The organism is Crossiella sp. CA198, assembly GCF_052078295.1.
GTDB lineage: Bacteria > Actinomycetota > Actinomycetes > Mycobacteriales > Pseudonocardiaceae > Crossiella.
The window spans coordinates 178826-199727 of the sequence record NZ_JBQJIM010000004.1; the positions used below are offsets into that span (position 1 = coordinate 178826).

At 72.2% G+C, this 20902-nt stretch carries 19 protein-coding genes; 8 read left to right on the plus strand and 11 right to left on the minus strand.

The window, feature by feature from the left end:
- Positions 1-134 precede the first annotated feature (134 nt).
- Complete coding sequence (locus tag ACTOWY_RS08075) at positions 135-1073, plus strand: LysR family transcriptional regulator (protein WP_441308982.1); 939 nt, start codon at positions 135-137, stop codon at positions 1071-1073.
- A gap of 14 nt (positions 1074-1087) precedes the next feature.
- Here ACTOWY_RS08075 and ACTOWY_RS08080 read toward each other — a convergent pair whose 3' ends face one another.
- On the minus strand, positions 1088-1876 hold the full coding sequence (locus tag ACTOWY_RS08080; protein ID WP_441308983.1) for an SDR family NAD(P)-dependent oxidoreductase: 789 nt from the start codon (positions 1874-1876) through the stop codon (positions 1088-1090).
- Positions 1877-1999: 123 nt separating this feature from the next.
- Here ACTOWY_RS08080 and ACTOWY_RS08085 point away from each other — a divergent pair, with 123 nt between their 5' ends.
- Positions 2000-2611 (plus strand): TetR/AcrR family transcriptional regulator, encoded by a 612-nt coding sequence (locus tag ACTOWY_RS08085; protein ID WP_441308984.1) that lies wholly within the window; start codon positions 2000-2002, stop codon positions 2609-2611.
- Positions 2612-2618: 7 nt separating this feature from the next.
- Here the strand turns inward: ACTOWY_RS08085 and ilvA are convergent, their stop codons facing one another.
- On the minus strand, positions 2619-3854 hold the full coding sequence (ilvA, locus tag ACTOWY_RS08090; protein WP_441308985.1) for a threonine ammonia-lyase IlvA: 1236 nt from the start codon (positions 3852-3854) through the stop codon (positions 2619-2621).
- A gap of 74 nt (positions 3855-3928) precedes the next feature.
- Positions 3929-4672: a VOC family protein gene (locus ACTOWY_RS08095; protein ID WP_441308986.1), complete on the minus strand. Its 744-nt coding sequence runs from the start codon at positions 4670-4672 to the stop codon at positions 3929-3931.
- A 334-nt stretch (positions 4673-5006) separates the two neighbouring features.
- Here ACTOWY_RS08095 and ACTOWY_RS08100 point away from each other — a divergent pair, with 334 nt between their 5' ends.
- The 4 genes from ACTOWY_RS08100 to ACTOWY_RS08115 all read left to right on the plus strand — a co-directional run bounded on the left by ACTOWY_RS08100 (position 5007) and on the right by ACTOWY_RS08115 (position 8347).
- On the plus strand, positions 5007-6182 hold the full coding sequence (locus tag ACTOWY_RS08100; protein ID WP_441308987.1) for a cytochrome P450: 1176 nt from the start codon (positions 5007-5009) through the stop codon (positions 6180-6182).
- 50 nt (positions 6183-6232) lie between these two features.
- Positions 6233-6640, plus strand: coding sequence for a MerR family transcriptional regulator (locus ACTOWY_RS08105; protein WP_441308988.1), 408 nt, complete (start codon positions 6233-6235; stop codon positions 6638-6640).
- A complete protein-coding gene (locus ACTOWY_RS08110; RefSeq protein WP_441308989.1) occupies positions 6637-7575 on the plus strand; it encodes an alkylmercury lyase family protein in 939 nt (312 codons plus the stop codon). The genes ACTOWY_RS08105 and ACTOWY_RS08110 overlap by 4 nt, the downstream gene beginning before the upstream one ends.
- Positions 7576-7636: 61 nt before the next feature.
- Complete coding sequence (locus ACTOWY_RS08115; RefSeq protein ID WP_441308990.1) at positions 7637-8347, plus strand: class I SAM-dependent methyltransferase; 711 nt, start codon at positions 7637-7639, stop codon at positions 8345-8347.
- Between the two features lie 13 nt (positions 8348-8360).
- On the opposite strand, the gene ACTOWY_RS08120 is transcribed toward ACTOWY_RS08115, so the two are convergent.
- The gene (locus ACTOWY_RS08120) at positions 8361-9362 is read right to left on the minus strand and encodes an AsnC family transcriptional regulator (RefSeq protein WP_441308991.1); all 1002 of its coding nucleotides are present in this window, start codon (positions 9360-9362) and stop codon (positions 8361-8363) included.
- Positions 9363-9506: 144 nt separating this feature from the next.
- Here ACTOWY_RS08120 and ACTOWY_RS08125 point away from each other — a divergent pair, with 144 nt between their 5' ends.
- Complete coding sequence (locus ACTOWY_RS08125; RefSeq protein ID WP_441308992.1) at positions 9507-12236, plus strand: ATP-binding protein; 2730 nt, start codon at positions 9507-9509, stop codon at positions 12234-12236.
- Between the two features lie 140 nt (positions 12237-12376).
- Here ACTOWY_RS08125 and ACTOWY_RS08130 read toward each other — a convergent pair whose 3' ends face one another.
- The 4 genes from ACTOWY_RS08130 to ACTOWY_RS08145 all read right to left on the minus strand — a co-directional run bounded on the left by ACTOWY_RS08130 (position 12377) and on the right by ACTOWY_RS08145 (position 17172).
- Positions 12377-13216: a poly(ethylene terephthalate) hydrolase family protein gene (locus ACTOWY_RS08130; protein WP_441308993.1), complete on the minus strand. Its 840-nt coding sequence runs from the start codon at positions 13214-13216 to the stop codon at positions 12377-12379.
- 89 nt (positions 13217-13305) lie between these two features.
- On the minus strand, positions 13306-14850 hold the full coding sequence (locus ACTOWY_RS08135; protein WP_441308994.1) for a S8 family serine peptidase: 1545 nt from the start codon (positions 14848-14850) through the stop codon (positions 13306-13308).
- 23 nt (positions 14851-14873) lie between these two features.
- Positions 14874-16022, minus strand: a complete 1149-nt coding sequence (locus ACTOWY_RS08140; RefSeq protein WP_441308995.1) for a trypsin-like serine protease — start codon at positions 16020-16022, stop codon at positions 14874-14876.
- Between the two features lie 19 nt (positions 16023-16041).
- Positions 16042-17172 carry a S8 family peptidase gene (locus ACTOWY_RS08145; protein WP_441308996.1) on the minus strand — a complete coding sequence of 377 codons (1131 nt, stop codon included), beginning with the start codon at positions 17170-17172 and terminating at the stop codon, positions 16042-16044.
- Between the two features lie 278 nt (positions 17173-17450).
- Between ACTOWY_RS08145 and ACTOWY_RS08150 the strand changes: the two genes are divergently transcribed.
- Positions 17451-18632 carry a macrolide family glycosyltransferase gene (locus ACTOWY_RS08150; protein WP_441308997.1) on the plus strand — a complete coding sequence of 394 codons (1182 nt, stop codon included), beginning with the start codon at positions 17451-17453 and terminating at the stop codon, positions 18630-18632.
- A 62-nt stretch (positions 18633-18694) separates the two neighbouring features.
- Here ACTOWY_RS08150 and ACTOWY_RS08155 read toward each other — a convergent pair whose 3' ends face one another.
- The 3 genes from ACTOWY_RS08155 to ACTOWY_RS08165 are packed head-to-tail and all read right to left on the minus strand — an operon-like array spanning position 18695 to position 20840.
- A complete protein-coding gene (locus ACTOWY_RS08155) occupies positions 18695-19222 on the minus strand; it encodes a CHRD domain-containing protein (RefSeq protein WP_441308998.1) in 528 nt (175 codons plus the stop codon).
- A 59-nt stretch (positions 19223-19281) separates the two neighbouring features.
- Positions 19282-20142 carry a DUF4394 domain-containing protein gene (locus ACTOWY_RS08160; protein WP_441308999.1) on the minus strand — a complete coding sequence of 287 codons (861 nt, stop codon included), beginning with the start codon at positions 20140-20142 and terminating at the stop codon, positions 19282-19284.
- Between the two features lie 41 nt (positions 20143-20183).
- Positions 20184-20840 carry a fasciclin domain-containing protein gene (locus ACTOWY_RS08165; RefSeq protein WP_441309000.1) on the minus strand — a complete coding sequence of 219 codons (657 nt, stop codon included), beginning with the start codon at positions 20838-20840 and terminating at the stop codon, positions 20184-20186.
- Positions 20841-20902: the final 62 nt, after the last annotated feature.

A 20902-nucleotide genomic window follows, 5' to 3' on the forward strand; every position in this document is an offset into this window, starting at 1 on the left:
TTTCTCCCTGCGGTTCCCGAGGCTATTCACCGCCCCGGAAGTCCAGAACCCACGAATTCGCTATGCGGTCCATCGGCGATTCAGATAGTTGACCTGAGCTGCGACGATCCCGCCGATACCGCTAAGGTTGGCGGGTGTCTGACGACTGGGGCAGGGCTGATTTGAACCTGCTGCTTCCGCTGAACGCACTGCTCATCGAGCGCAATGTGACGAAGGCCGCGGAACGCATCAGCGTGGCGCAGCCGTCGATGAGCGCGATGCTGGCGAAACTGCGCAGGCATTTCGACGATCCACTGCTGATCCGCGAGGGCCGGGGCATGGCGCTGACTCCGCTGGCGGAGTCACTGGCCGGGCCGGTGCAGGCCGCGCTGATCGCCGCGCGGCAGGTGCTCACCGCGGGCCGCCGGTTCGACCCGGCCACCGAATCACGCACCTTCAGCGTGCTGGCCAGCGACTACGCCGCCACCACGCTGCTGCGCCCTGCCCTGCGCGCGTTGCTCACCGAGGCGCCGGGGGTGCGGCTGACCATCGAGCCGCTGCGCGCCGACCTGATCGAGGTGGTGCGCAGCGGCCGCTGCGATCTGCTGCTGTGGCCGCTGCAACTGCCCGAGCAGGAACTGCTGCAGTTCCCGCACACCCCGCTGTTCGAGGACGAGTTCATCGTGGTGGCCGACCAGGACAGCCCGCTGACCGGGCCGTTGACCGCGGCGGACCTGGCAGGCCTGCCCGCGGTGCAGGTCAACGGGGTGGGTGATCGGTGGGCGGTGCCCAGGGGCAAGCTGGCCGAGCGGGGTGTGCGCCAGCCGGCCACGGTCACCGTGGAGTCCTTCACCCTGGCCCTGGAGCTGGTGGCGGGCACGCATTTGATCACGATGACCCAGCGGCGGCTGTTCGAGGCGCTGGGACCGGGACTCGGGCTGCGCGAGGTGCCGCTGGCCGAGGCGGGGCCGAAGCTGACCATCGCCGGGTTCTGGCATCCGCGGCACGTGCTGGATCCGGCCAACCAGTGGCTGCGCGCGCACCTGGCCCGGGTGGCCGCGAGTCTGGGCCCGGCTCAGACCGGGAACCGGTAGGCCGTGGCGGGGCGTCAGGCCGTCTTGAGCTGACCGCCGTCGATGAGGTGGTCGGTGCCGGTGATGCTGCCCGCCAGCGGTGAGGCCAGGTAGCTGACCAGGGCGGCGACTTCCGCTGGCTCCACGAATCGCCCCGTGCTGAGCCCCAGTCCGGCGGGCAGCTGGGCCAGGAACTGCGCGTGTGGCACGCCCAGCGACCGGGCGAGGTCCGCGCCGTAGCCGTCCGGGGCCTCCCACATCGAGGTGCGCACCGGGCCGGGGGAAATGGTGTTCACCCGCACGCCCAGCGGGGTGACTTCCTCGGCGAGTGCCTTGCCGAAGGCGGTCAGGGCCGCCTTGGCGGTGGTGTAGGGCATCGGCCCGGCGTGCGGCATCCGGGCGCCGTTGGAGGAGATGTTGACGATGGCGCCCTTGCGCCGCAGCAGGCTGGGCAGGGCGGCGCGGGTGGTGCGGACCGCGCTGAAGAAGTTCAGCTCGAACATGCGCTGCCAGGCTTGGTCGTCGAAGGTGGCGAAGCCGCCGGTCTGGCCACCGTCACTGTCCCCGCCACCGACGTTGTTGACCACCAGGTCGATCTCGCCCAGTTCGGCCAGCGCCCCCACGACCAGCCGGGCCGGTCCGTCGGCGGCGGCGAGGTCGACCTGGATCGCGGTCGCCCCGGAGGCGGCCAGCTCTGGGGAGACGGTGCGCGAGCCAGCCACCACCCGCATGCCCTCGCCGATCAGCGTGGTGACGATGGCCAGGCCGATGCCACGGCTGGCGCCGGTGACCAGGGCGGTCTTGCCACTCAGTTGAACGTCCATCTGCCCAAACTCCCTCTAGTCGCATCCAGTTAGACCTTACTAGCGCTCTAGTTGCGACAGTAGTGATGCAACTAGAGCGCGTCAAGGAGCCGTCCTGTAATGTTTTGCCGACAAGGAGGCTCGGTGACAGAGCAAGCTGGCTTGACTGGGCAGGATGGGGCACGTCCGGCCGGGCGGGCGCGGCGGGCGGATGCCGAACGCACCGTGCAGGCGATCCTGGAGGCGGCCGAGCGCGTGCTCAGCGCCGATCCCGCGGCCTCCATGGAGCAGATCGCCACGGCCGCGGGCGTGGCCAGGACCACCGTGCACCGGCGGTTCGCCACCCGCGAGGTGCTGATCGACGAGCTGACCGCGTGGGCCGCCCAGCGCTTCGCCGAAGCGGTGCGCCGTGGCCGCCCGGAGACCGCCCCGCCACTGGTCGCGCTGTATCAGGTGACCGCGAACGTGCTCGAAGTCAAGATCGGCTGGGGGTTCGCGATGAGCCGGTCCTCAGCGGCCGGTCCCCAGGTGGCCGGCGTGCACACGGGCGTGCGTGAACAGTGCGACCGGCTCTTCCGGCGGGCCAGGGACGCCGGGTTGTTCCGCACCGATGTCGATCTGGACTGGGCTCGCTGCGTGTACTACGCGCTCATCCACGAGGCGGCCCAGCAGCCCGAACCGACCGACACCGACACCCTGGCCACCCGCGTGGTCGACACCCTGCTGCGGGGGATCGGCGCGAACGGCGGTCTCTGAGCCGCGCTCAGACCAGGAACCGATAGGCCGTGGTGCCAGGGGCCACGTGCTGGATGTGCAGCGGGGACTCCTTCATCCGCGCCCACAGCCGGTCGTAGTCCTCGGCGCGGCTGATCTCGATGCCGACCAGCGCGGCGCCGGTCTCCCGGTTGTCCCGCTTCTGGTACTCGAAGAGCACCACGTCGTCGTCCGGGCCGAGCACGTCGTCGAGGAACCGGCGCAGCGCACCGGGTTCCTGGGGGAACTCGACCAGGAAGTAGTGCTTGAGGCCGCGGTGCACCAGCGAGCGCTCCACCACCTCGGCGTAGCGGCTCACGTCGTTGTTGCCGCCGGAAAGCAGGCACACCACCGTCTCGTCGGGTGCCACGGTGAGTTCGCTGACCAGCGCGGCCGAGGCCAGCGCGCCCGCGGGTTCGGCGATGATGCCGTCCACCTGGTACAGGTCGAGCATCTCGGTGCACACCGCGCCCTCGGCCACGGTCAGCAGCTCCGCGCCGCTGTCCCGGACCATCGGGAAGGTCAGCTCGCCGACCCGGCGCACGGCCGCGCCGTCGACGAAGGAGTCCACCTCGGGCAGGGTCACCGGACCGCCACTGGCCAGCGCCGCGATCATGCTGGCCGCGCCCGCAGGCTCGACGCCGATGACCCGGGTGGCCGGGAAGTGCTCGCGCAGCCAGGTGCCGACCCCGGCGAGCAGGCCGCCGCCGCCGACCGGGACGATCACCACATCGGGTGCTCCGCCCAGCTGCCGCAGGATCTCCAGTCCGACGGTGCCCTGTCCGGCAATGGTGCGCGGGTCGTCGAAGGCGGGCACCAGCACGGCGCCGGTGGCCGCGGCGTGTTCCTGGGCCAGCGCGGCGGCGTCGTCGTAGGTGTCGCCGTCCACGACCAGGCGCACCTTGCCCTGGCCGAGTGCCTCGATGCGATCGCGCTTCTGCCGGGGCGTGGTGCGCGGCACGTGCACGCGGCCCTCGATGCCGAGCCTGCGGCAGGCATAGGCCACGCCCTGCCCGTGGTTGCCCGCCGAGGCGCAGACCGCCCCGGCCCCGGTGAACTCGGTCTGGGACAGCAGGTTGAACGCCCCGCGCAGCTTGTAGGACCGCCCGACCTGGAGGTCCTCGCGCTTGAACCACACCCGCGCGCCGGTGCGCTCGGACAACCGCTGGTTGACCTCCAGCGGTGTGGTGCGGGCGACCCCGTCCAGCCGTGCGGCGGCCGAGGAAACCTCTTCAGCGAAGGACATGGTCCTCATTCTCGTGCAGGTCTGGCTGGGGTTTTGCCTGGTGTGCGGTAGGGCACCGTCCATTGTGCACCCAGTCACATGGTGATGATGGTGAACACCGCGCCGTGCGGGTCGGTGAGCACCGCGGAGCGTCCGAGCACGGTGTCGGTGGGCCGCCCGGTGACCCTGCCGCCCAGCTGCCCGGCCCGCGCCGCGGACTCGTCACAGTCCCGGACGGCGAAGTAGGCCATCCAGTACGGCGTGGTGATCTCCGGATGGCCCGGCCGCATGCCGGCCACCGTGCGGCCCTCGATCCGCCACTGCGAGTACTCGACGTCGCCGAGCCGCCGGTCCCTGGCCTCCCAGCCGAACACCTCGCCGTAGAAGGCCTTGGAGCCGTCCGAGTCGCCGGTGCTCAGCTCGTTCCAGCAGAGCGTGCCGGACTCGTTGAACAGCTCGCAGCCGGGCATCTCCCCCGGCTCCCACACCCCGACCTCGGCCCCGGCCCGGTCGGTGAACACACCGATCCGCCCGGTGTCGGCGACCTCCTTGGCGGGGAAGAGCACCTGGCCGCCCGCGGGTTCGACCCGCGCGGTGGTGGCCTCGGCGTCGTCGACGAGCACGAAGGTGCGCCAGGCCGTGCGCTGGCCAGGCGCGAGCAGTGGTCCCGCGCCCGCGACCGCCTTGCCGCCCTTGGTGAACACGGTGTAGCCGCCGGCTTCCGGGGGTGCCACGCGGGCGGACCAGTCGAACAGGCCCATGTAGAAGGACCGGGTCTGCGCGAGGTCCGGGGACCGCACGTCTATCCAGCCCGGGGTGCCCGGTGCCACTGCGCCCATGTGTGCTCCTGGTGCTCGTGCGTGTTCGTTCTCGGCACATCTTCTCAGCACGCACCGAGGTCAGTTCGTGACGGGGCGTGAGAACTGGTTGCGGATGGGGCCCGCGGTGGACGGTACGCGGCCGTCAGAGCCAGCCGAGCAGCCGCCCGGCATTGCCGCCCAGCAGGCGATCCGGGCCGATCACGGCGCACAGCTCGCGGGCCGCGACGGCGCCCGCCGGGTGCGGGCCGTTACCAGCTTTCGGCTAACTGCGACAGCTTGTCATTTTTCCCGGATTCGCTGACTCTGGACAACCTGGCTGGGCCAGAAACGCGACCCCTGGGGAGGAAAGCGCATGTCCGCACTCCAACTTCCGCTCAACCGCCCCAATCCGCTGGCCCTGGCGCCGCTGTACCAGGTGCTGCGCCCGGAGACCCCGGTGGTGCCGGTGACCACCCCGGCCGGTGACCCGGCCTGGCTCGTGCTCGGCTACGAGGAGGTGAGGCAGGCCTTCGCCGACCCCCGGTTCGGCCGCTCGCACCCCGAGCCGGAGCGCGCGGGCCGGCTGGCGCATTCGGCGATGGGTGGCGCCCCCGCCGGTGATCACGAGACGGAGCGGGCCGAGCACGCCCGGATGCGCACGGTGCTGGGCCCCGCGTTCTCCGTCCCCCGGATGCGCCGCCTGACCGACCGGATCCAGGAACTGACCGACCAGTGCCTGGACGATCTCGCGGCCGCGGACCAGCCGGCCGACCTGCACCGGCTGGTCTCGTTCCCGTTGCCAGCCCTGGCCATCAGCGAACTACTCGGCGTGCCCGCGTCGGACAGCGCGCACTTCAGCAGCCTGTCCAGGAACCTCGGTCTCTTCGACGACCCGGCGGCCAGCCAGGCCGCGCTGGCCGAGTTCGCCGGCTACACCCTGGGCCTCGCGGCGCGCAAACGTATGCATCCCGGTCCGGACGTGCTCTCCGACCTGGTCGCCGACCCCACCATCAGCGATGAGGTGGTGGCCCAGGTGGCCATCGCGCTGCTCTTCGCCGGGCACGAGACAACAGCCACCCGGATCGACTTCGGCCTGCTGTGGCTGCTGTCCGACCCGGCCCGGCGGGCCGCCTTCACCGCCGACCCCGAGGGTCAGGCACAGTCCACAGTGGAGGAAATCCTGCGTCTGTCCGCCCCACACGGCCTGGGCCTGCTCCGCTATGCCAACGAGGACGTGGAGATCGGCGGGGTGACCATCGGCCGCGGCGACATGGTGCTGGTCTCCAACGACGCCGCCAACCGGGACGCCGCGGTGTTCGCCGACCCCGAGGAGTTCCAGCCCGGCCGCAAACCCAACCCGCACCTGGCTTTCGGCCACGGCAGGCACGTCTGCGTCGGCGCCAACCTGGCCCGCGCCCAGCTCCGCATCCTGTTCCCGGCCCTGTTCCGCCGCTTCCCGAACCTGTCCCTGGTCGCCGAGGTGAACGACCTGCCGCTGGTGACCAACGACCTCACCGGCGGGGTGCCCGAGGTGCTCGTGCGCTGGTGAGCACGGCGGGTCCTTGCCCTGTACGTGGGTACGGGGTTCATGCTGACCTGGTGCGTACTGGTGAGCTGGCAGCGCGGGCTGGGGTGAACCCGCAGACGTTGCGGTACTACGAGCGCCGCGGCCTGTTGGCGCCGCCGCGGCGCTCCACCTCGGGCTACCGGGACTACCCGCCCGATGCCCTGTCCCGGTTGCGGTTCATCAAACGAGCCCAGGCGCTCGGGTTCACCCTTGAGGAGACCGAGGAGCTGCTGCACCTGGCCGACGGCGGGCCGGCCTCCTGCGACACCGCGCGGACGCTGGCCACGGCCCGGCTGGCCGACATCGAGGACCGGCTGGCCGATCTGACCAGGATGCGGGATGCCCTGAGCGAGCTGGTGACCCGGTGTGAGCTACCGCGCCGCGACCGCGCCTGCGGGCTGCTGCACACCCTGCGCGAACAGACCGGAGAATCGTCGTGAAACTGCGGATCCTGGCCGTCCCGGATTGCCCGAACCTCGCCCCGCTACAACAGCGTCTGGAAGAGGTGCTGGCCGGGCGCGCGGACGTCACCATCGCCGTCGAGATCATCAGCACCGTCGAGCAGGCCACTCGCACGGGCATGCGGGGCTCGCCGACGTTGCTCGTCAACGGTGCCGACCCGTTCGCCGAAGCTGGCCAGCCGCCCAGTGTGTCCTGCCGGCTCTACCGCGACGAGCACGGCAGCCCCACCGGCGCGCCGACACCGTCTCAGCTCCGCGCCGCCCTCACGAACGCCACCACCGCGGCGGCGGAGTTGCGGGCGTGGCGGGCCCGCGCCACCCCCGCTGACCCGGCCGAGCGTGTGGTGCACCAGGCGATCCTGCGCGCCTTCGCCACCACCGGCCAACCCCCGTCCACGGCGCGGCTCCAGCAGATCGCGGCGGCCAACGGCGTCACCGCGGGCTCGGTACTGACCCGCCTGCACGAGGCGGATGTGATCCGGCTCGACCAGGCCGGGGCGATCAGGGTCGCCTACCCGTTCTCCGCGGTCCCCACCCGCCACCGGGTACGACTCGCCACCGGCCGGACAGTGTCGGCCATGTGCGCTGTTGACGCCCTCGGCATACCGGCGATGCTCGGCACGAACGCGACCATCACCTCCATCGACCCGGTCACCGGCGAACGGGTGCTGGTCACCGTCCACAATGGAGGCCACACCTGGGAACCCGCCACCGCGGTCGTGTTCGCCAGCGCGGCCGCCGGTACCGGCCCCTCGGCGGACTGCTGCTGCGACCACCTCAACGCCTTCGTCAGCCCTGCCACCGCGCGCCGCTGGATGAGCGAACATCCCGGCATTCCCGGCGAACTCCTCGACACCGCCACCGCCGAACGTCTGGGCCGCCACATCTTCGGCACCCTGTTCGACCAGCACTGATACCTTGTCCGGCGGGCAAAGTCCGTCGCACTCGCGGCGGGCTGGGCCTAGGCTGGCCGGAATGGACGTCTCGACCGTTGCCGTGCCGCACACCCTCGCCCACCTCAAGGCCCTGCTGCCCGCTCCCCCGGCCCGCGTCCTGGAGGCGGGCTGCGGCAGTGGCGCGCTGGCCGCCGCGCTGATCGAACTCGGCTACCAGGTCACCGGGGTGGACCGCAGTGCCGACGTGGCCGCCGCGGCCCGCGAGCGCGGGATCACCGTGATCGAGGCCGATATCAACGAGGTCTCCGGCGAGTACGACGTGGTGCTGTTCACCCGCTCGCTGCACCACGCGGAGGACCTGGACGGCACCCTCGCGCACGCGGCCACGCTGCTGGCACCCGGCGGGCTGATCGTGCTGGAGGAGTTCGCCTGGGAGCGGGTGGACCAGGCCGCCGCGCACTTCTACTACGACAACCGGGAGCTGCTGGTCGCCACCGGGGTGCTCAAGGCCGAGGTGCCGGATGGTGATCCGCTCAAGGCCTGGGTCGCCGGGCACGACTTCCTGCACCGGGGTTCGGACATGCTGGACGCGCTCGGCCGGGTCGGCACCGATTTGTCCACAGTGGACACGAGCATGCTGTGGCGGCTGGTGTACGGGCGTTCCGGGGTGTGGACCGAACCCGCCACGCACGCCGCGAGCGCGCTCGACTCGATTCGCCAGGCCGAACAGCGGCGGCTCGACGCGGGCCTGATCCCCGCGATCGGGCTGCTCGCCACCGTCCGCCGCTAGGGCCTGGCTCGCGCTACCGGGCGGGCGTCATCGGCACCTGGCCGATCGCCCGCCCGTCGGCGTTGAGCAACCGGCCCATCCGCTTGGGCACCCGCAGGCTCAGGTTGCCTTCGCTGACGGTCACCGCGGGCGCGGCCAGCCGCAGCCGGGCCTCGAAGTCCGGGCAGTCGCCGGCGCCGTGCAGCCAGGCGGCCAGCAGCAGGTTGTGATCGCCGAGCACCGCGCTGCACAACCGGGTCTCCGGCAGCGCGGCCAGCGCCCTGGCCGAGGCGTCCAGCGCTTCGGCTGGCACCGAGAGCCGGTACACCACGGTGACCGGCCAGCCGGCCAGCGCCTGGGCGATGTCGCAGCGGAAGTCCAGTTCCCGGCCCCGCAGGATGCGGTGCAGCCGCCTGCGCACGGTGGCGGTGCTGGACCCGCAGCGCTGCGCCAGTTCGGCGGCGCTGCGGCGCGGTTCGACGGTGAGTTCGCGCACCAGGTCCTGGTCCAGCCGGGTCCACGGGTTCGCGGTGGCCGGGTGCGGCAGCGGGGCCGGCGCGGGCAGCCGGGCGCGCTGGGCCGGGGTGAGCGCGCGGGCCAGCCAGTCGCTGCCCTCCCGGTAGACCTGGCAGACCACGGTCAGGCGCAGCGACAGCACCCCCTCCAGCGCGCCGATCCCGGTGCTGACCAGGGTGTCCAGCGCGGTCAGGTCCACCGCGTCCACCCCGAGGAACAGCTGGTGGCGGCCGGTGGTGTGCTCGACGCTGAAGACCTGCGGCCAGGCGCACAACGCCGCGCTGAGCGCGGCGATCCGGTCTGGGCGGACGGCCAGGTCCAGGTAGCCGATGGTCAGGGTGGGCGGCGGCACGTAGGCGGTCAGCCAGGCCAGGCCGTTGTCCCGCAGCCGCGCCCAGCGCCGGGCCGCGGTGCGCGCGTCCACCCCGATGGCCGCGCCCAGCACCGCCCACGGGGCCCGCGGCGCCAGCTGGAGCGCCTCCACCAGCACCAGGTCCGATTCGGTCAGCTGACTCGGCATCCGGGCAGTGTGCCGCCGCGGGGCCTGCCCTCGGCACCGGCGGAGGTCGGGTCCTGATGAGCGGATTCCGGCATCAACCGGCCCGGATTTGACGCAATCGCACAATCCGGGGGCGCGCTGTGACCGGTGCCGGAAGGTGGGGTGATGGCTGTCTCCGCACTGCTCGCCGCCCTGCGGGCCACCCCCTCGCTGGTACTGGTCAGCGGCGAGGCGGGGATGGGCAAAACGCACCTGATCAGCGCGGCGCTGGCCGAGCTGGACCAGCGTTCGGTCGCGGTGGCGCTGGGCCGCTGCCAGCCCGGCCCGGCCTTCCGCTACGGCGTGCTGCTGGAGGCACTGCGCTCCTGCCTGGAGGCACGTCCTCGTCCGGTGCGGTTCCCGCGGGCCACCGGCGTGCTGGCCGCGCTGCTGCCCGAACTGGCCGACTGGCTGCCCGCCGCGCCTGCGTCCGCCGATCCGGCCGCGCTGGTCTGCCGGGGGGTGCGCGATCTGCTGGCCACGCTGGGCCGGGTGGTGCTGGTGCTGGAGGACGTGCAGTGGGCCGACCCGGACTCCCGCACCGTGCTGCGCCACCTGCTGGCCGCGCCGCCGCCCGGCCTGTCGGTGCTGCTGACCCACCGGCCCGGCGCGCGCCCGCTGCACCTGCGGCCCGCACCCGGGGTGACACTGCGGCGGGTCACCGTCTCGCCGTTGACCGAACCCGAGGTGGCCCAGCTGGTCCGGGACCGGCTCGGCTCGGCCGAACTGGCCGCCGAACTCACCACCCTCACCGCGGGTATCCCGGCGGTGCTGGTGGAGGCACTGGCCGAACTCGCGCACACCGGCCTGGCGGCGCTGGACCCGCCGGGGGTGCGCGAGCAGGTGGCCGCCGCGCTGGACCTGCTGCCCCGGCCCGCCCGGCAGCTCGCCGAGGCCGCCGCGGTGCTGGCCGAGCCCGCCACCGCCGAAGCCCTGGCCGCGGTGGCCGGACTGCCGCTAGGCCGGGCCAGGGCAGCGGTGCAGGCGTTGCTGGCCGGCGGTGTGCTGCGCGAGGAGCCCGGCTGCCGCTACCTGCCGCGGCACCCGCTGGCCCAGCGCGCGCTCTACCGCTCGCTGCCCGGCCCGCACCGCCAGCAGCTGCACCGGCGGGCGATCCGGGTGCTGGCCAAGGCGGATCCGCTGCCGCTGCGCCGGTTGACTGAGCACAGTGCACAGTCCGGGGAGTTCGGGCTGGCCCTGCGCTACGGCCGGGAACTCATCGCCGCGGCCCGCCGGGTCGGCGACCTGAGCACCGCGATCGAGGTGCTCACCACCCTGTTGCGGGGCGAACTCAGCGCGGCCGATCGCGCCGAACTGGTGCGCGTGTTCTGCCTGCTCGCCCCGACCGGCACGCACCAGCGGCAGGCCGCGGCCACGGTCGAGCGGTTGCTGCGTGATCCGGCACTGCCGGAGGACCTGCGCGCCGAGGTCCGGCTCTGCCACGGTCTGCTGCTGGTCCGCCAGGCAGGCGGCATCGAGCGCGGCCGGACCCAGCTGACCGAGGCGGTCCGCGACCTGCCGCCCGGCGGTGACCGGCTGCGCGGGATGTCCCTGCTCGCGCTGCCCTTCCTCGGCCTCACCCCGGCCAGTGAGCATCGGCGGTGGATCGAGCGGGCGCGTACCCCGGCGGGCCAGCCGCCCGAGCTGAGGCTGGGACTGCTGGCCAACACCCTGGCTGCCCGGGTGCACCTGGGCGAACTCGATCCCGAGGCGGCGGTGGCGCAGGCGACTGAGCACGTCACCGAAGCCGGCGCGCGCAGGCAGCTGACCCGGCTGCACGTCAACCTCGCCGACGCCTTCGCCTGGATCGGCGCGCACCCCGCGGCCCAGCGCGCGCTCAACCGGTCCGCGCACCTGGCCACCGGCCTGGGCGCCTGCTACATCACCGGATCGGCCGAGGCGACCCGGCTGCGCCTGGACTGGGCCGCCGGGCGCTGGCAGGACCTGGACGCCCGCGCCGCCGAGCTGCTGAGCAGCCACCCGGACCTGTACCCGGTGGCCAGCGAGGCCTGGCTGGTGCGCGGCTGGCTGGCGGTGGCCCGCGGCGACTGGCACCAGGCCGAGCACTGCTTCCAGGCCACCGGCACCGCCGAGGCGGCCGAGGCGATCTTCCCGGTGCTGCTGGGGGTCGCCGGCGGCACCATCGGCATGCTGCTGGCGCGGGACCGCATCGCCGAGGCCTGCGCGGAGGCCGACCGGGCGGTGGAACTGTTGCGGGCCAAGGAAGGCTGGCTGTGGGCGGGAGAGTTCGCGCCGCAGGCGGTGCAGGCCTACTGCGCCGCGGGCAGGCTCGGCGCGGCCGCCGCGCTCACCGGCGAGCTGCACCAGGCGGTGCGCGCCCGGCACGCCCCGCTGGCCCAGGCCGCGGTGCTGGCCTGCCAGGCCCACCTCGCCCGCGCGCACGGCGACGCGGCCACCGCGGCCGAGCGGTTCGGCCAGGCAGGCCAACGGCACGCCGAACTCGGCTTCGCCTACCTGGCCGACCGCCTGGCCGAACTGGCCCTCACCCCCGGCGAGAGCGCCGAGCTGCTCGAACTGGTCGCCCGCTACGAACGCACCGGCGCCACCCGTGATGCCGCCCGCTGCCGGGACCACCTGCGCCGCAACGGGATCCGCCCGCCTGGCCACCGATCCGGCCGTGGCTACGGCGATGCGATGTCACCGCGGGAGGAGGAGATCGCCCGGCTGGTGGTGGCCGGGCACACCAACCGGGAGATCGCCGAGATCCTGTTCCTGTCCCGCCGCACCGTGGAGGAACACGTCGGCAAGCTGTTGCGCAAGCACAACATCCGCTCCCGGCACGACCTCCAGCTGCCTGCTCAGTGCGTGCTGGCCTCGAACATGCCGGGCTCGTAGGCTCCGCCGGGGTTGCGCACGATGATGTTCATCCGGCTGAGGCCGGTGCTGTTGGCGAAGAAGTCACATCGAGGACTCATGACCACAAGGCGCCGGCCGGGCTGTCGCTGTGCCAGCCCGGCGAGGTGACCTGGGGACACTCAGGAGATCTGCTTCGCATTCTCGTTGCGGGCATGTGCGGACCAAGCCTCGTCCTGGCACAGCTGGCAGCCGGACTCCGGCCCGAAGAACACCGACTTCGCCCGCTGGTCGCCGGCCAGCCAGTAGCGCAGCCAGGCCGTCACCGCGCCCATCGCCCTGGTCCGGGTCTCACCGAGCATGGTGTGCCCGGCCCCGCGGAGCTCACCCAGCACTGCGGGCACCTGGTCGGTGGCGCCGTAGCGGGCCCGGACGAACAGCGAGGGCACGATCAGGTCGGCCTGCCCGGCGAGGTAGAAGGCCGGTCCGCGCAGCGCACCCACCTCGCCCTGCGGCCCCGGCTGGATGGGCACGGTGGTGTCGATCATCGGGTCCGCGCCCGCGGCGATCGCGCCCCCGCCGCCCTGGGAGTGACCGGCGGCGGCGATCTTGGTCTCGTCGATCCGGCCGTGGAACACGCTGCCCTGGCGCTGGTCTTCCGCGAGGAGGAACTTGGCGCCTGCCAGCATTTCCCGGCCGCTGCCGGACTGGGTGGTGTTGGCCGCGGCGATCACGATGCCCCAGGAGGCCAGGTGCCGCAGGATCGCCTCGTAGGGCTTGGTGTCCACGCCGGTTCCGTTGCCCCACACCAGGATCGGGAACTGCTTGCCGCTCTCGGCCAGGTCGGCGGGGTAGAACAGGGTGTGGTCGGGGCCGCCCTTGGTGACGGTGACCTGGTGCGGGCCAGGCTTTTCGTACGCGCGGGCCGGGGTGCCGGCCGCCGCGGCCGCGGCGGGTGCGAGCAGCCCGGCGGTGAGCGCCAGGACGACGGCCGTCCGAAGCCCGGTCGTGGTGGTGCGCATGCGTTTTCCTCTGCTGCTTGGGGTTGGTGGCGCCTGGTGGGCCGCCCTCCCTGCGAAGGCGGCCCACCAGGCCGGTGCCTCGGAGGCGGTCAGAACGTGATGGCCAGGCCCTCGATCGTGCCCGCGTCGAAGCGGTACACGTCCTGGGCACGCAGCCGCCAGGTCCCGTTGGCGGTCTCCGAGGAGGCGTCCACGGTGAAGCTCTGGTGCACTCCACCCGCCGAGCCGATCCCACCGGCCTCCTGCAACCGGTAGGACTTCCCGCTGGGGCCGATCAGATCCAGCGCCAGGTCCGCGGAGTAGCTGTGGCTGATGTCGACCTTGACCGGCAGTTGCGCCGAGGCCTGACCCGGGCAGTTCTGCACGGTCACCGAGCTGGTCACCGCCTCCCCGGCGTCCGGGATGGGCACCGGCGTGGTGGTGGACTTGACCCCGCAGGAGGGGCCGGGGCCACCGCTGATGCCCGAGACGTTGAGCAGCTTGTTCGGCGAACCGGCGCCCACGTTGCGGATCACGCCGTCGGTGGCGCCGTTGACCAGTGCGTCCCGGACCTGCTTCGGGCTGGCGCCGGGGTTGGCGGCCAGGTACAGCGCCGCCGCGCCGCCCACGTGCGGGGCGGCCATCGAGGTGCCGGTCATGCCGGTGGTGCCACCGCCGCTGTTGCCCTTGCTGATCGAGATGACGTTCTCCGCGGGGCCGAAGATGTCCACGCAGGTGCCGGTGTTGGAGCCGGAGTAGCGGTTGTCCATGCTGTTGGTGCCGCCCACCGTGATCACCTCCGGCACCCGGGCCGGGCTGGTGTTGCAGGCGTTGCCCGCGTTGTTGCCCGCGGCCACGGTGTAGACCACGCCGGAGGCCACCGAGGCCTTGACCGCCTCGTCGCCGACCCCGGGGGCGTCCATGGTCAGGCTCATGTTGGCCACCGCGGGCTTCTTCGCGTTGGCGGTGACCCACTCGACCGCGTCGATGATGCCGGAGTCCGGGCCGGAATTGTTGCAGCCCAGCACCTTCAGCCCGACGATCTTGATCTTCTTGGCCACCCCGTAGGTCTTGCTGCCCAGGGTGCCCGCGGTGTGGCTGCCGTGCCCGTGGCAGTCGTAACCGTTGCCGCCGAAGAAGTCCTTGCCCATGCTGGCCCGGCCCTCGTACTCCGGGTTGCCGGGGTCGATGCCGCTGTCGATGTCGTAGGCGGTGACACCGGAACCGGTGTTGGGGTAGGTGTACTTGCGGTCCAGCGGCAGGTTCTTCTGGTCGACGCGGTCCAGGCCCCAGGTGGGGTTGGGCTGGGTGTCCGCGCCGCGCGCGGTGCCGTCCTGGTGCACCGACTTCACCGCCGGGTCGGCGGCCAGCCTGCGCGCCTGCTGCTCGGTCATGCCGCGCACCGAGAAACCGCGCAGGGTGTGGGTGTAGCTGGAGCGCAGTTCGCCGCCGTAGCGCTGGGCCAGCGCGGCCGAACTCGCCTGTGCGGTGGCCACGTCCTCGCGCAGCATCACGATGTACTGGTCACCCCAGTGCTGCTTGGCCTGCACCACAGTGCCTTCAGCCGGTGCGGCCTGGGCCGCCGCGGTGGCGCCGAGGGTCAGCGCCGGGGCCAGCAGCCCGAGCGCGAGTAGGGCTTTCGTCTTGGCGTGCATGGGATTTCGCCTCGCTTCGCGGGTCACTGGACGGTCAGGGTCAGCGTGGTGGTCACGGTGTCGGTCTTGCCCTTGCCGGAGACCGTGATCGGGTAGTCCCGCCGCGGTGTGCCCGCCGCCACCTCGATGGTGAGCTTGGCGGTGCCGCCGGAGCTGAAGTCGCCGGGCTGGAAGGTCGCCCGCGCGCCCTCGGGCAGTCCGGTGGCGCTGAGCGCGACCGGTTCCGCGCCGCTGTTGCCCGCCTTGCTGGTCACGCTGACCGAGATGTGCTTGCCCGCGGCCACCTTCGCCGTGGCCGGGGTCGCCGCCAGGGTGAAGGTGCTGGTGGGCGGCGGGTTGCCGGCCTGCTCGCGGACCCAGTCGCCCATCTCGTTGTTGAGCCGGGCGTAGATGCTGTACCAGCGGAAGTCGCTGCGGCTCCAGGAGGCCACGCCGATGACCTTGCCGTCGACGATCAGCGGTCCGCCGCTGTCGCCGGGCAGGATGGTCTTGCGGCCATCGGGATAGCCTGCGCAGATCATCGTCCTGGGGTCCGCGCCCTGCTCGACCCCGTTGCACTGCCGGGGTTCCACGATCGGCACGGTCAGCTTGTGCAGGCTGACGTCGGCCGGGCTGTCGCTGTGGCTCTTCTTGCCGTAGCCCAGGCTGAACCCGGTGCGGCCCGGCTTCTCCAGCCCGGTATCGGCGGAGGAGGCGATCGTGGCGTAACCACCGGCGGGCACCGGGATGTCGGCATCGGTGGTGATCACCGCGACGTCGTAGCCGCTGGCGAAGTGCCGGTAGCGCGGGTGGGTCCGGTAGTCCACCACGTTCAGCGCGGTGCCGCCCGGCTTGGCCAGGTCGTCCAGTCCGTAGAGCACGGTCTTGCGGCCCTGCAGTTCCTTGCAGTGCGCGGCCACCAGCACCTTGCGCGGTGCGATCACCGAGCCCGAACAGCTCTGCCCGCGCGGCCGCGAGCCGCCCTCGCGCAGCGCCGCGATCACGAACGGGTATTGCCGCACCGAGGCCGGTTCGCCGCCGATGCTCAAGCCCTGCGCGCCATCGGGCACCCTGGCCAGGTCAGTGGGTGCGGCGCCGCCTCCGGGGGCCGCCAGCGCGCTGCCCACGGTCAGCGGCAGCACCAGCACGGCCGCGGCGAGCCCGAGCAGTCTTCTCCTGCGAGATGTGGTCATGGCAGTGGTCCTTCCGGGGTCAGCGCGCGGTGAAGAGCAGCTTGTTGGGCGAACCACGACCGTCGGTGATCTTCCCGCTGGTCGCGTTCCCGGTCAGCGCCGAAGCCACCTGGCTCGGGCTCGCGCCCGGGTTGCCGGACAGGTACAGCGCGGCCGCGCCTGCCACGTGCGGGGTGGCCATCGAGGTCCCGTTCATCACCTGGGTGCCACCGCCGTTGCGGGTGGAGGTGATGTTGCTGCCAGGGGCGAAGATGTCGGTGCAGCGCCCGAAGTTGGAGGATCCGGCGGAGAACTGCGACCGGCGGTCCTGGGCGTCGCTGGCGGCCACGGTGATCGCCTCGGCCACCCGCGCGGGCGAGACCCCGCAGGCGTCCTGTCCACCGTTGCCCGCCGCGACGGTCGCGGTCACCCCGGCCCGGATCGCACCCTGCAGCGCCTGGTCCACCGAGGACTGGATGCCACCGCCGAGGCTGAGCGAGATCACCGCGGGCTTCCGCGCGTTCTTGGCGACCCAGTCGATCCCGGCGATGATCCCCGACCAGGCTCCGCTGTTGTTGCAGCCCAGCACCCGCACCGAGACCACCTTGGCGCCCTTGGCCACGCCGTAGGTGTTGCTGGCCACCGTGCCTGCCACGTGCGTGCCGTGCCCGTGGCAGTCCCGCGCGTCGCTGTCGTTGTCGATGAAGTCGTACCCGCTGGCGGCCCGGCCGCCGAATTCAGACTGCCGGTAGTCCACGCCGGAGTCCACCACGTAGACGGTGACCCCCTCGCCCTTGCTGGTGTAGCCGTACTTCTTGTCCAGCGGCAGGTCCCGCTGGTCAACCCGGTCCAGCCCCCAGGTCGGATTGGGCTGGACGTCCTGGCCGCGGGCGATCCCGTCCCGCTCGACCAGCGCGACCGCCGGGTCGGCGGCCACCCGCCGGGCCTGCTCGTCGGTCATGCGCGCGGAGAACCCGCGCAGGGCGGTGCCGTAGCTGTGCTCGGCTCGCACGCCGTACTGCTGGGCCAGGCTGGTGGCGGTTATCGCCTGGGCCTGGGTGTCCCGCAGCAGCACCAGATATCCGGTGGCCGGGGCGGCCGCGGCAGGGACCGCGGCGCCGGCCAGAACTGCGAGCCCGGCGACGGTGACGCCGAGGACGCGTGTGCTCATGGACATGATCAGCTCCGTAACAGGGGGGAACTGGGAGGTGAGCCGCCCGCCGAGGCGGAGTTGACTCGCCGGTAACTCTCCGGCGGGGCGCGGGCAGCGGCAATTGTGGTGCCGACCCGTAGACCACCCAGTAGGCCCGGCCCTGCCCGGGTCTTGTTCGCGCGGCGTGGCCGTCACCGGCCTAGGTCAACTCGGCGGGCACAAGGGGAAATCGTTTGACGTGATCGACCGAGCGGCCTGTACTGGCCCCCGCACTGCGCTGACCTGGATGAGGGAGCATGAGGAACCACATCGCGTTTCTCGCGGGACCGGCCTCCGGTCACATCAACCCGACGTTACCGCTGGTGGAGGAGCTGCTCGCCAGGGGACACCAGGTCAGCTACGCCACCGGTGAGGCGTTCGTGCCTGCCGTGTCCGCCGCCGGTGCCCGGCCGCTGCCCTTGCCCTGGGTATTGCCGCGGCCGGTGGTGTCCAAGGGTGGGCAGACCACGGAGGATCTCGCGCGGACACTGCTCGGTTTCATCGAGCAGTCCCGCACGGTCCTGCCCGTGCTGGAGCAGGCGCTGACCGCCAACCGCCCGGACGTGCTCTGCTACGACATGATGACCACCTTCGGCGCGCTCATCGCGACCAAGCTCGGCCTGGCCCAGGCCACCACGGTGCCCAACTTCGCCAGCAGCGAGACGTTCAGCCTGCAGGCATTGCTCGCGCCGCGTGACTTCGACCCCGGCCACCCGGTGTTCCGCCAGTACATCGCGGCCCGCCGCGAGCTGACGATCGACTTCGGCCTGGCGCCGGAACAGTTCGACAGTGCCTTCGCCATCGCACCGCTGAATCTGGTGTTCCTCCCGCGCGAATTCCAGCTCGCCGGGGACACCTTCGACGACCGGTTCCACTTCATCGGCCCCTCGCTCGGCCGCCGGGCGCACTCGACGGACTGGCGGCCACCTGCCGACGGCTCCCCCGTGCTGTTCGTGTCGCTGGGCACCGCGTTCAACGACCGGCCCGACTTCTTCACCCTGTGCGCCAACGCCTTCGCCGGTACCGCATGGCAGGTGGCGATGGCCATCGGCGAGACCGACCCCGCGCGGCTGGGTGCGATCCCGCCGAACTTCGAGGTCCGCCCCTACTTCCCGCAGCCGACCGTGCTCGCGCACGCCGCCGCGTTCCTCACCCATGCCGGCATGAACTCCACCATGGAGGCCGCGCACTACCAGGTGCCGCTGGTCGCCTTCCCGCAGACGCCGGAACAGGCGCTCAACGCCCGCCGCGCCCAGGAACTGGGGTTCTGCCGCCTGCTCGACGCCGGCCAGCTCGATTCGGACCTGCTGCGGCAGACCGTGGCCGAGGTCGCGGCCGACCAGGGCGTGCGGGCCAGCCTGGCGGCGATGGCCAAGCACCTGCACGCGGCAGGCGGAGCGGCGGCCGGAGCCGACGCGCTGGAGGCATACCTGCGCTGAGCGTCGTCCCCGCCCATGCGGCGGCCCGGCGGTTCGAGGGAACCACCGGGCCACCTGCCGGATTACCCGCGGAGCTGGCCGCGGACCGCGCCCGCCGGATATTCCGCGTTGTGCACGTTGACGTAGAACTGGCCCGGCGAGCGCTTCAGCTCACGCGCCAGCGCCGGATCCACGTCGACGCAGGTGTGACTGCGACCCTCGACCGGGGTCTTCAGGTGCACTGCCACCGGACCGGCGGTGCCGGACTTGCCGCGGTGGATGTGTGCCGCGGTCGGGGCGCCGATCCGGGTCACCGCAAGGGAAACACAGACCTCGCGGTGGCCGATCCGCACCCGGGCGGTGCCGCGGCCGTCGGGGTCGCCGGGGCCGGGCACCTCGGCCGCGCCGGTCAGCCAGGCCGACCGGTAGCCGCCACCGAGCAGGTTGCCCAGGTCCAGATCAATGCCGATGCCAATGCCGATTCCGATGCCGAGGTCCGGCCCGCGGTCACGGTCCTGGGGTGTGGCGGCGGCCGCGCCGGGGGCGGCGGCGAGCAGTGCCAGGCAGGCGGCGACCGCGGGAAGGGTGAGGGTGCGGATGGACAGACGCATGCGAAACGACCTCCGTGATTGTGTTGCCACTCCGGCGATCTGGCCCGCGCGACCGATGTTCAGGGCGCGAAGGTCAGACCGGTCACGCTGCTCAGCAGTGGGGAGATAACTCCGGCCCGGCCGGTGGCCAGGTTGATCCGGACGAGCAGGGTCAGGCCGTGCACGCGCACCACGGCGGCGGCGCGGTAGTCCTGCGCCCGGTAGGGCCCGGCGCTGGCCTTGCCCGCGATGTCGAAACCGTTGACCGCGCTGATGTTCAGGCCCAGCCTGCCGATCGCGGTGAGCTGACCGGTGTTGGGCGAGACGACCGGGGTCTCCCCCGGCAGGCTGCCCTGCTTGACCAGGGTGTCGCGCGCGGAGTCCAGGCCGTACAACGCGGTGCTGGTCGCCCCGGCCACGCTGTTGGTGTAACCAGCCGCGGCGACCTTGGGGGCGGGGCCGCCCGCCGGGTAGCTCAGCGGGGTGTCGGTACCCGCGATCGCGCCGGTGTCCGGGTGCAGGCGCAGGTTCTCGCCTTGGTCGGTGACCAGCCGGATGCGGTCCACGGCGGGGTTGAAGTCGAAGCCGACTGCCGTGCCGCGCAAGGCGATCGGCGTGCCCACGGCGGTGGCGGCGCCGGTGACGGGGTTGATCCGGTAGAGCCTGCCGGAGTCGGCGAGGGTGTAGAGCGCGCCGGTGGCCGGACGGGTGTCCAGGCCGACCAGGCGTTCACCGCGGGCCAGGCCGGTGATCCGCTTGCGCTGCTTGGCCAGCAGCGGCAGGTCGGGGTCGTGCCGGGTGAGCACGCCGTTGTCGGTGAGCAGTAACAGATCCCCGGACCGGGCGGCGGCCGGGGCGGCCGCCGCCGTGCCGGTGGTGCCGGCCAGGGCCGTGGCCAGCACGGTCGCGCCGGTCACCAACAGGCCGGTGGTCTTTCGCATTCCCACTCCAGTGGTTGAGGGTTGGCGCGGATCCGGCTTGATTACTTGGGCATCAGCACCGAGTCGATCAGGTACACGGTCGCGTTCGCGGTGTGCACGCCACCGCAGATCACGTTGGCGTCATTGACCTTCAGCGTGTTGCCGGAGCCGGTCACCTTGACCATGCCCTTCTGCACGGTGGCCTGCTCGCCCGCGATCTTGTCCGGGGCGATCTGGCCGGGCACCACGTGGTAGGTCAGGATCTTGGTCAACAGCGCGTCATCGGTCTTGAGCTTCTCGATGGTGGCCGCGTCGATCTTGGCGAAGGCGGAGTCGACCGGAGCGAACACGGTGAACTCACTGCCGTTCAACGTCGAGACCAGGTTGACCTTCGGGTTCAGCTTGCCCGACACCGCCGCGACCAGGGTCTTGAGCAGCGGGTTGTTGCTCGCCGCGACGGCGACCGGGTCGGCGGCCATCCCGGCGACCGAGCCGGGGCCCTGCGGAACCTGCTGGGCGTAACCCGCACAGCCCGAACCGACCAGGTCACGGGCCGGATCGGCCATCGCGCTGGAGGTGGGGGCGGCGCTGGAGGTGGCCGCCGCCGAGGTGGTGCCGGAGTTGCCGCCGGCCATGTCACCGGAGCCACAGGCCGAGGCGACCAGGGCGAGGGCGGCGACGCCGAAGGTCATCGTGCCGCGACGAATGCTGCGCATCATGACTGTGCTCCATCTCGTGTACTGGGGCGTCTGTCCGAAGTGGACTTCCGCGACGCCGGACA

Bases quoted from the DNA above. Each gene is read 5' to 3' on its own strand.
- ilvA (WP_441308985.1), bottom strand. From the start codon at position 3,854: ATGTCCTTCGCTGAAGAGGTTTCCTCGGCCGCCGCACGGCTGGACGGG.
- ACTOWY_RS08140 (WP_441308995.1), bottom strand. From the start codon at position 16,022: ATGACCACATCTCGCAGGAGAAGACTGCTCGGGCTCGCCGCGGCCGTG.
- ACTOWY_RS08160 (WP_441308999.1), bottom strand. From the start codon at position 20,142: ATGCGAAAGACCACCGGCCTGTTGGTGACCGGCGCGACCGTGCTGGCC.
- ACTOWY_RS08150 (WP_441308997.1), top strand. From the start codon at position 17,451: ATGAGGAACCACATCGCGTTTCTCGCGGGACCGGCCTCCGGTCACATC.
- ACTOWY_RS08165 (WP_441309000.1), bottom strand. From the start codon at position 20,840: ATGATGCGCAGCATTCGTCGCGGCACGATGACCTTCGGCGTCGCCGCC.
- ACTOWY_RS08095 (WP_441308986.1), bottom strand. From the start codon at position 4,672: ATGGGCGCAGTGGCACCGGGCACCCCGGGCTGGATAGACGTGCGGTCC.
- ACTOWY_RS08155 (WP_441308998.1), bottom strand. From the start codon at position 19,222: ATGCGTCTGTCCATCCGCACCCTCACCCTTCCCGCGGTCGCCGCCTGC.
- ACTOWY_RS08135 (WP_441308994.1), bottom strand. From the start codon at position 14,850: ATGCACGCCAAGACGAAAGCCCTACTCGCGCTCGGGCTGCTGGCCCCG.
- ACTOWY_RS08115 (WP_441308990.1), top strand. From the start codon at position 7,637: ATGGACGTCTCGACCGTTGCCGTGCCGCACACCCTCGCCCACCTCAAG.
- ACTOWY_RS08100 (WP_441308987.1), top strand. From the start codon at position 5,007: ATGTCCGCACTCCAACTTCCGCTCAACCGCCCCAATCCGCTGGCCCTG.
- ACTOWY_RS08130 (WP_441308993.1), bottom strand. From the start codon at position 13,216: ATGCGCACCACCACGACCGGGCTTCGGACGGCCGTCGTCCTGGCGCTC.
- ACTOWY_RS08120 (WP_441308991.1), bottom strand. From the start codon at position 9,362: ATGCCGAGTCAGCTGACCGAATCGGACCTGGTGCTGGTGGAGGCGCTC.
- ACTOWY_RS08145 (WP_441308996.1), bottom strand. From the start codon at position 17,172: ATGAGCACACGCGTCCTCGGCGTCACCGTCGCCGGGCTCGCAGTTCTG.
- ACTOWY_RS08080 (WP_441308983.1), bottom strand. From the start codon at position 1,876: ATGGACGTTCAACTGAGTGGCAAGACCGCCCTGGTCACCGGCGCCAGC.
- ACTOWY_RS08125 (WP_441308992.1), top strand. From the start codon at position 9,507: ATGGCTGTCTCCGCACTGCTCGCCGCCCTGCGGGCCACCCCCTCGCTG.